The following is a 7,619-nucleotide window of genomic DNA, read 5'->3' on the forward strand; positions in this document are numbered from 1 at the left end:
CTGAAATAAACAGTAATACGCCCGTCGTATCCCCGCATGTCGCCGGTCACGTGCGCGACCTATCCTTGTCGAGTCAAGCGATGGATGTCGAACCCATGTCCGCAACTGTCCCGTCCCGCCGCCGCCCGCTGGCCGTGGCGCTGGCCATCGTCGTCGTGCTGCTGGCCGGGTGGGGGCTGTACCGGCTGCTGCGCCCGCGCCCCGCCACCCCGCCGGTGCCGCCGGTGGTGGTCAGCACGGCCACGGCGCGCACCCAGGAGGTCGACATCGGCCTGACCGGCGTGGGCACCGTGCAGGCCATGGCGACCGTGACGGTCAAGGCACGTGTGGACGGGCAGCTGGACAGCGTGGGCTTCGTCGAGGGTCAGGATGTGAAGGCGGGGCAGGTGCTGGCGCGCATCGATCCGCGCACCTTCCAGGCCACGCTGCAGCAGGCCCAGGCCACCAGGGCGCGCGACGAGGCCCTGCTGGCCAACGCCCGGCTGGACCTGCAGCGCTTCGAGGACCTGATCCGCACCGATTCCACCACCCGGCAGACGCTGGACACCCAGCGCGCGCTGGTCAACCAGCTGGCCGCAACGGTCAGGAACGACGAGGCGCAGATCGCGCTGGCCCGCGTGCAGCTTGATTTCACGACGATCACCGCGCCGCTGTCGGGCCGCGTCGGGGCGCGGCTGGTGGACCCCGGCAATATCATCCACGCCACCGACACCACGGGCCTGGTGGTGATCCGCCAGATCGACCCCATCGACCTGGTCTTCACGCTGCCCGACGATGCCTTCGGCCGCATCCAGCGCGCGATGGCGGCCAGTGCCACGCCGCTGGCCGTGTTTGCCAACGAGCGCGGCACCGATATCGCGCTGGGCCAGGGCCGGCTGATCCTGCTGAACAACACGATCGACACCACCAGCGGCACCATCCAGCTCAAGGCGCGTTTCCCGAACCCGCACCAGGCGTTGTGGCCCGGACAGTACGTCAACGCCCGGCTGGTGCTGGGGCAGCACGACAACGCCGTGGTCATCCCGGCCTCGGCAATCCAGCGCAATGAGGCCGGCACCTATGTCTATGCCGTGCAGGCAGACCAGTCCGTCAAGCTGCAGCCGGTGCAGGTGGCGGAACTGCAAGGCCCGCAGGCCGTGATCGCCAGCGGCGTCAACCCGGGCGACCGCGTGGTGGCCGACGGCCAGTACAAGCTCAAGCCCGGCGCGCGGATTGCCGAGACCCCGCCGCAGTCCGGGCAGGCCGCCGCCCCGGACACCCGCGGCAGCGCACCGGCCGTGGCCGCCAACCTGCCAGCCAACCTGCCAGCCAATACGCCGGCCACCGCCCCGCCCGGCGCGCGCCCATGAGCGTATCGGCAAACTTCATCAAGCGGCCGATCGGCACCTCGCTGCTGGCATTCGCGCTGTTCCTGGTCGGCCTGGCCGCCTGGCCGCTGCTGCCCATTGCGCCATTGCCACAGGTGGATTTCCCGACCATCCAGGTCACCGTCAACCTGCCCGGCGCCAACCCCGAGACCATGGCATCCAACGTGGCGCAGCCGTTGGAGCGGCAGTTCTCGCTGATCGCCGGGCTCACGCAGATGACGTCGGCCAGCGCCCAGGGCACCACGCAGATCACGCTGCAGTTCGACCTGAACCGCAGCATCGACGCCGCTGCCGTGGACGTGCAGGCGGCCATCAACGCCGCCGGCGGCCAGCTGCCAACCAACCTGCCCAGCCCGCCGACGTTCCGCAAGATCAATCCGGCCGACGCGCCGATCCTGGTGTTGGCGGTGCAGTCCGATGCCCTGCCGCTGACCACCGTGAACGACTATGCCGACAACATCCTGGCCCAGCAGATCTCGCAGATCGAGGGCGTGGGGCTGGTCAATATCGGCGGCCAGCAGAAACCGGCCGTGCGCATCCAGGTGGACCCGGGCAAGCTTGCCGCGATGGGCATGAGCCTGGAAGACATCCGCGCGGTGGTGGCCGCAAGCACCGTCAACCAGCCCACCGGCGCCACCGACGGCACCACCAAGGCGTTCAACGTCTACACCAACGACCAGATCACGAAGGCGAGCACCTGGAACGACATCGTGCTGGCCTACCGCAACGGTGCGCCGGTGCGCGTGCGCGACATCGGCCAGGCCGTGGACGGCCCCGAGAACGCCAGGCTGGCCGGCTGGGCCTTCGCCGGCGCCGCCGCCCCCGCCGACAACACCTTCCACAACGGGCGCGGCATCATCCTGGCCGTGACCAAGCAGCCCGGCGCCAATGTGATCGCCACGGTGGACCGCATCAAGGCCGCCCTGCCCCGCCTGCAGCTTTCGATCCCGGCTTCGGTCAACGTCAATGTGCTGGCCGACCGCACGCAGAACATCCGCGCGTCCGAGGCCGATGTCGAATTCACGCTGGTGCTGACCATCGTGCTGGTGGTCGGCATCATCTTCGTGTTCCTGCGCAACGTGCCGGCCACGCTGATCCCCAGCGTGACGGTGCCGCTGGCGCTGCTGGGCACGGCCGGCGGCATGTACCTGCTGGGCTACAGCCGCGACAACCTGTCGCTGATGGCGCTGACCATCGCCGTGGGCTTCGTGGTCGACGACGCCATCGTGATGCTGGAGAACATCTACCGGCACGTGGAAGCGGGCATGTCGCCGATGGACGCCGCGCTGCAGGGGGCCGGGGAGATCGCGTTCACCATCGTGTCGATCTCGGTGTCGCTGGTGGCTGTCTTCATTCCGCTGCTGCTGATGGGCGGCATCGTGGGCCGGCTGTTCCGCGAGTTCGCGGTGACGGTCACGCTGACCATTGCCGTATCGGTGGTGGTGTCGCTGACGCTGACGCCGATGCTGTGCTCGCGCTTTCTCAAGCCGCACGACCCGGCCCACGCCGAGCAGCATGGCCGGCTCTACCAGATGTTCGAACGCGGCTTCGACGCCATGCTGGGGGCCTACCGGCGCGGCCTGGACCACGTGCTCGATCACCAGTTCCTGACACTGTGCGTGTTCCTGCTGACCGTGGCGACCACCGTGGTGCTGTTTGCCGTCATCCCCAAGGGCTTCTTCCCGCAGCAGGACACGGGCTTCCTGTTCGGCACGGCGGAGTCGGCGCAGGATGCATCGTTCAAGTCGATGAATGCACGCATGGTGGCGCTGGCCGACATCGTGCGCAGCGACCCCGACGTGGCCGCCGTGGGCATGACCGGCGGCCAGAACACGGTCAACACCGGCAACTTCTTTATCAGCCTGCGCCCCAAGGAAGACGGCCGCACGGCGTCGGCCGACCAGGTCATCGCGCGCCTGCGCCCGAAGCTGCAGCAGGTGCAGGGCGCCAACCTGTTCCTGCAGGCCGGGCAGGACATCAACGTGGGTGGCCGCCTGTCGCGCACGCAGTACCAGTTCACGCTGACCGACGCCAACCTGGACGAACTGAACAGCTGGGCACCGCGCGTCGTCGAGCGGTTTCGCCAGCTGCCGCAACTGCGCGACGTGGCGTCCGACCAGCAGAACGCCGCCGCGGCCGCCGTGCTGACCATCGACCGCGCCCGCGCATCGAGCTTCGGCATCACGCCGGCACTGATCGACGCCACGCTCTACGACGCCATCGGCCAGCGCCAGGTGGCGCAGTACTTCACGCAGATCAACAGCTACCACGTGATCCTGGAAGTCTCGCCCGCCATGCAGCAGGACCCGCAGCTGTTCGACAAGCTCTACCTGACCTCGCCCATCACGGGCCAGCAGGTGCCGCTGTCGTCGTTCGTGAAGATCGACACCAACCGCACGGCCTATCTGTCGATCGGCCACCAGGGGCAGTTTCCGGCCGTGACGATCTCGTTCAACCTGGCGCAGGGTGCGTCGCTGGGCGAGGCGGTGGACGCGATCAACAAGGCGCTGAACGAGATGGGCCGCCCGCGCACGCTGACCGGCGCGTTCCAGGGCACGGCGCAGGCTTTCGGCGCTTCGCTGGCCTCGCAGCCATACCTGATCGCGGCGGCGCTGATTGCCGTGTATATCGTGCTGGGGCTGCTCTACGAAAGCTATATCCATCCGCTGACGATCCTGTCGACGCTGCCGTCGGCCGGCGTGGGCGCGCTGGCAGTGCTGATGCTGGGCGGCTACGACTTCACCGTGATCGCGCTGATCGGCATCATCCTGCTGATTGGCATCGTCAAGAAGAACGGCATCATGATGGTGGACTTCGCGCTGGTGGCCGAGCGCGAACGCGGCATGGCCCCGCGCGAAGCCATCTACGAAGCCTGCCTGCTGCGCTTCCGGCCAATCATGATGACCACCATGTGCGCGCTGCTGGCCGGCCTGCCGCTGATGCTGGGCCACGGCGCGGGCTCGGAACTGCGCCGTCCGCTGGGCTGGGCGATGGTGGGCGGGCTGGTCGTGTCGCAGATGCTGACGCTGTTCAGCACGCCCGTGGTCTACCTGTACCTGGATCGCGCGCATCACTGGTATGTGCGGCGCCGCGCGGCACGCACGGGCCAGCCGCCCGCGCACGCCGACGCGCGCGCCACCGGGTACGACGACGCCTGAGCGTCGCGGCCCCGGACGGCGCCCCTTTCCCCTTCCCCCGTTTCTCGTCCGCTACGCCACGCTGATCGTGCCGCTCATGCTCTCGTGGCCCGAACCGCAAAAGATGTCGCACAGGAAGGTGTAGGTGCCGCGCTTCTTCGGCGCGGTCAGCCTCACCTCCACCGCCTTGCCCGGCGGCAGGTCGGCACGAACCGAGAAGTCCGGTGCCGAGAAGCCCATGATGACGTCCTCGGCGGTGATTGCCAGCACCACCGTCTCGCCCGGCTTGAGCGCCAGCTTGTCAGGGATGAACACGAAGCGCCGCGCGCGCATCGGGATCACGCGCGGCGCGGCGGCTCCGCCCATCACGGGCACGACGGCGGCCGCCAGCATCAGGCCCATGACCTGCGCCAGCATCCGGCGCCGGCCCGCTGCGGCCGGGCCATCATGCGGATCGGTCGGATCGCTCGTCATCATGCTCTCCCCACCACCGGCTGCTCCGCCAGCTTGAACGCGTCCTTGCCGGGCGACGCCGTGGCGTTCACCTCGCGCCAGCCAAGGCCCTGGTACGGATGCGCGGCATCCCACGGCACCGGCAGCCGGCGCGCCTGGGACCCGGCCGCCGGCAGCGGAAACATCAGCGAGCGCGCCGCGTGGTGGGCGATATGACCGGTCATGCGGTGATGTTCCTGATGGATGTGCCCGTAGAACACCGTCACGTTCTGATAGGGCATGAGCTGGTCGATCACCTTGACACCGTCGCGCGTGGCCCAGTCCCACTGGGGATAGAGGTCGAACAGCGGCCGGTGGGTAAAGACCACGATGCGCGCGTCGCGCGGCTGCTTCGCCAGGTCGGCGGCCAGCCACGCCAACTGGGCCTCGCCCACCTGGCCGGCGGGGTCCGACACGTTGTCCAGCACGATGGCGTGCAGCCCCTTGTGATCGAACGTGTAGTGCGTGGGCCCGAACAGCTCCTGGTAGGCCGCGCCGTTATCCAGGCTGGCATCGTGCTCGCCCGGCATCAGGTGGACGGCCCCGGCGCGCAGCGGGGCGATGATGTCGCGGAATTCGCGCATGCGGCGGCGGCGCTCCGCCGGATCGTCGGTGGAATGTGTCAGGTCGCCCGTGAACATCACGAAATCGGGCGGCTGCGGCAGCGCATTGACCGCCGCCACGGCCTTGGGCAGCGTACCGCGCGCATCGGGATTGGGCGGCCCCTCGAAGCCCCAGTGCGCATCGGACAGCTGGACGAACACAAAATCGTCGTCGCGGGCGGCTGCCCAGCCCGGCAAGGCCGATGCGAACACGGCGCCGCCGGCCGCTCCTGCCAGGCGCAGGATGTCGCGCCGGCTCCAGTTTCCATTCATGACCGTCTCCGGTGGGTGGGTGGTGACTGTCATACCGGGATCGCACGGGATTTATTCCCCGGGGGCTTCGCCCCGTTCCCACAAGTGGGAGCGGGGCAATCACCATTGGCGAATTGGAAAGCCGGGAATAGAATCGGCCCAGCGCCGGTAATACACGGGAGACGCCCCATGCCGCAGTGCCCTGCCGATCCGCCCCTGAAGGACTGACTTGGACGCCGCCAATACGCGCCGCCGATTCGACATCCTGGTGCTGCCCCACCTGGATGCCGCGTACAACCTTGCCCGCTGGCTATGCGGCAATCCGGGCGATGCCGACGACGTGGTGCAGGAAGCCTTTCTGCGCGCGTTCCGGCTGTTCGGCAGTTTTCGCGGCGACCAGGCCCGGCCATGGCTGCTGACCATCGTGCGCAACACGTGGTTCACCACCTGGCAAAAGCGCCACGCGGCCGCCGAGACCGGCTATGACGAATCGCTGATCGATGCCGACCTGCCTGACTGGCACGGCGCGCCTGGCGATCCGGAGCAATGGTTGCTGCGCGAGGAAGACGTGCGGCTGGTACACGCGGCGCTGGAGCGGCTGCCGGTGGCGTTTCGGGAGGTGCTGGTGTTGCGCGAACTGGAGGAACTGCACTACCGCGATATCGCGCGCATTGCCGACATTCCGGTGGGCACCGTGATGTCGCGGCTGGCGCGCGGCCGCCGCATGCTGGCCGCCGCCGTGGTGGCGCTGCGCGATGGCGCGCCGCAGCAGGCCGCCAGCGGTGTGCCGGCAACCGGCCCAGACCCCGCCCCCGACCAATCCATCCCCCCCGCAGGAGACCGGCGCCATGGATTGCAATGAAGCCCGCCACCTGCTGCAGGCCACCGCCGACGGCGAGGTGGGTGCGGCCGACAGCGTGCGGCTGGAACGCCATCTCGAAGACTGCGACAGCTGCGTGGATGCGCTGAGCAACCTGCAGGCCCTGCGCCGCGCCACCCGACACGGCGCCACGTACCACCGCGCCCCGGCCGAACTGCGCGCCCGCATTCTCGACGCCCTGCCCACCCCCGCCGCCGACGGCGACGGCGCGCTTGCCGAGCCAGCGCCCGATGCGCCGGCCGGCTGGCGCCGCTGGTTCGCATGGTCGCCCCCGGTCAATGCCGCGCTGGCCGCCGTCACGGTGGCCGCGGTGGGCCTGAGCGTGTTCCAGTACCAGACCGAGCCGTCACCCGATGACCTGCTCGCCAGCAGCATCGTCGCCAGCCATGTGCGCGGGCTGATCTCGAACCGGGCCAGCGATGTGATCTCGACCGACCAGCACACGGTCAAGCCGTGGTTCAACGGTCGCATCGACTACGCGCCCGACGTGCGCGACCTGGCTTCGGCCGGCTTTCCACTGGTTGGCGGCCGGGTCGACTTTGTCGACGGGCAGCGCGTGGCTGTGCTGGTCTACCAGCGCCGCCAGCATCCAGTGGACGTCTTCGTGATACCGGGTTCAGGCGCAGGGGTGGGGGAACGGGTCCGGCAGGGATACCAGCTCGAAAGCTGGAACGCCGGCGGCATGCGCTACGTGGCGATCACCGACGCGTCCGCCGGCGACCTGCGCAAGTTCGTGCAGGCGTGGCGCAATGCGGAGGATGGAGAGCGGCGGTGAGGCGTAAGCCCTAATGGGCTGAGGGGTTGGGGGAGAGGGCGAGCGGCTCAAGCCACGACACGTCGCAATTTGAAACGCCATGCCCCCCCCCCCCCCCCCCCCCCCCCCCCCCCC

General features: G+C 69.1%; 6 protein-coding genes. 4 read left to right on the forward strand and 2 right to left on the reverse strand.

Annotated features, from left to right (window positions below; all coding sequences use genetic code 11):
* Positions 1 to 95: 95 nt before the first annotated feature.
* Positions 96 to 1,349, forward strand: coding sequence for an efflux RND transporter periplasmic adaptor subunit (locus A9J21_RS22135; RefSeq protein ID WP_066739320.1), 1,254 nt, complete (start codon positions 96 to 98; stop codon positions 1,347 to 1,349).
* A complete protein-coding gene (locus tag A9J21_RS22140) occupies positions 1,346 to 4,525 on the forward strand; it encodes an efflux RND transporter permease subunit (RefSeq protein WP_066739302.1) in 3,180 nt (1,059 codons plus the stop codon). Before A9J21_RS22135 ends, A9J21_RS22140 begins: the two co-directional genes overlap by 4 nt.
* Before the next feature lie 51 nt (positions 4,526 to 4,576).
* Here the strand turns inward: A9J21_RS22140 and A9J21_RS22145 are convergent, their stop codons facing one another.
* Both A9J21_RS22145 and A9J21_RS22150 read right to left on the reverse strand, forming a co-directional pair.
* Entirely contained in the window at positions 4,577 to 4,981 is a 405-nt protein-coding gene (locus A9J21_RS22145; protein ID WP_404851405.1) for a cupredoxin domain-containing protein, read from the reverse strand.
* Positions 4,978 to 5,871, reverse strand: a complete 894-nt coding sequence (locus A9J21_RS22150) for a metallophosphoesterase (RefSeq protein WP_066739303.1) — start codon at positions 5,869 to 5,871, stop codon at positions 4,978 to 4,980. The genes A9J21_RS22145 and A9J21_RS22150 overlap by 4 nt, the downstream gene beginning before the upstream one ends.
* 208 nt (positions 5,872 to 6,079) lie before the next feature.
* Between A9J21_RS22150 and A9J21_RS22155 the strand changes: the two genes are divergently transcribed.
* Both A9J21_RS22155 and A9J21_RS22160 read left to right on the forward strand, forming a co-directional pair.
* Positions 6,080 to 6,712, forward strand: coding sequence for an RNA polymerase sigma factor (locus A9J21_RS22155; RefSeq protein ID WP_066739304.1), 633 nt, complete (start codon positions 6,080 to 6,082; stop codon positions 6,710 to 6,712).
* Entirely contained in the window at positions 6,699 to 7,505 is an 807-nt protein-coding gene (locus A9J21_RS22160) for an anti-sigma factor (RefSeq protein WP_066739305.1), read from the forward strand. The genes A9J21_RS22155 and A9J21_RS22160 overlap by 14 nt, the downstream gene beginning before the upstream one ends.
* Positions 7,506 to 7,619: the final 114 nt, after the last annotated feature.

It is taken from the genome of Cupriavidus sp. D384, assembly GCF_001652915.1.
GTDB lineage: Bacteria > Pseudomonadota > Gammaproteobacteria > Burkholderiales > Burkholderiaceae > Cupriavidus.

What these genes read in the sequence shown, in the direction of transcription:
- A9J21_RS22135 (WP_066739320.1), top strand. Translation starts at nt 96, where the DNA reads ATGTCCGCAACTGTCCCGTCCCGCCGCCGCCCGCTGGCCGTGGCGCTG.
- A9J21_RS22140 (WP_066739302.1), top strand. Translation starts at nt 1,346, where the DNA reads ATGAGCGTATCGGCAAACTTCATCAAGCGGCCGATCGGCACCTCGCTG.
- A9J21_RS22145 (WP_404851405.1), bottom strand. Translation starts at nt 4,981, where the DNA reads ATGATGACGAGCGATCCGACCGATCCGCATGATGGCCCGGCCGCAGCG.
- A9J21_RS22150 (WP_066739303.1), bottom strand. Translation starts at nt 5,871, where the DNA reads ATGAATGGAAACTGGAGCCGGCGCGACATCCTGCGCCTGGCAGGAGCG.
- A9J21_RS22160 (WP_066739305.1), top strand. Translation starts at nt 6,699, where the DNA reads ATGGATTGCAATGAAGCCCGCCACCTGCTGCAGGCCACCGCCGACGGC.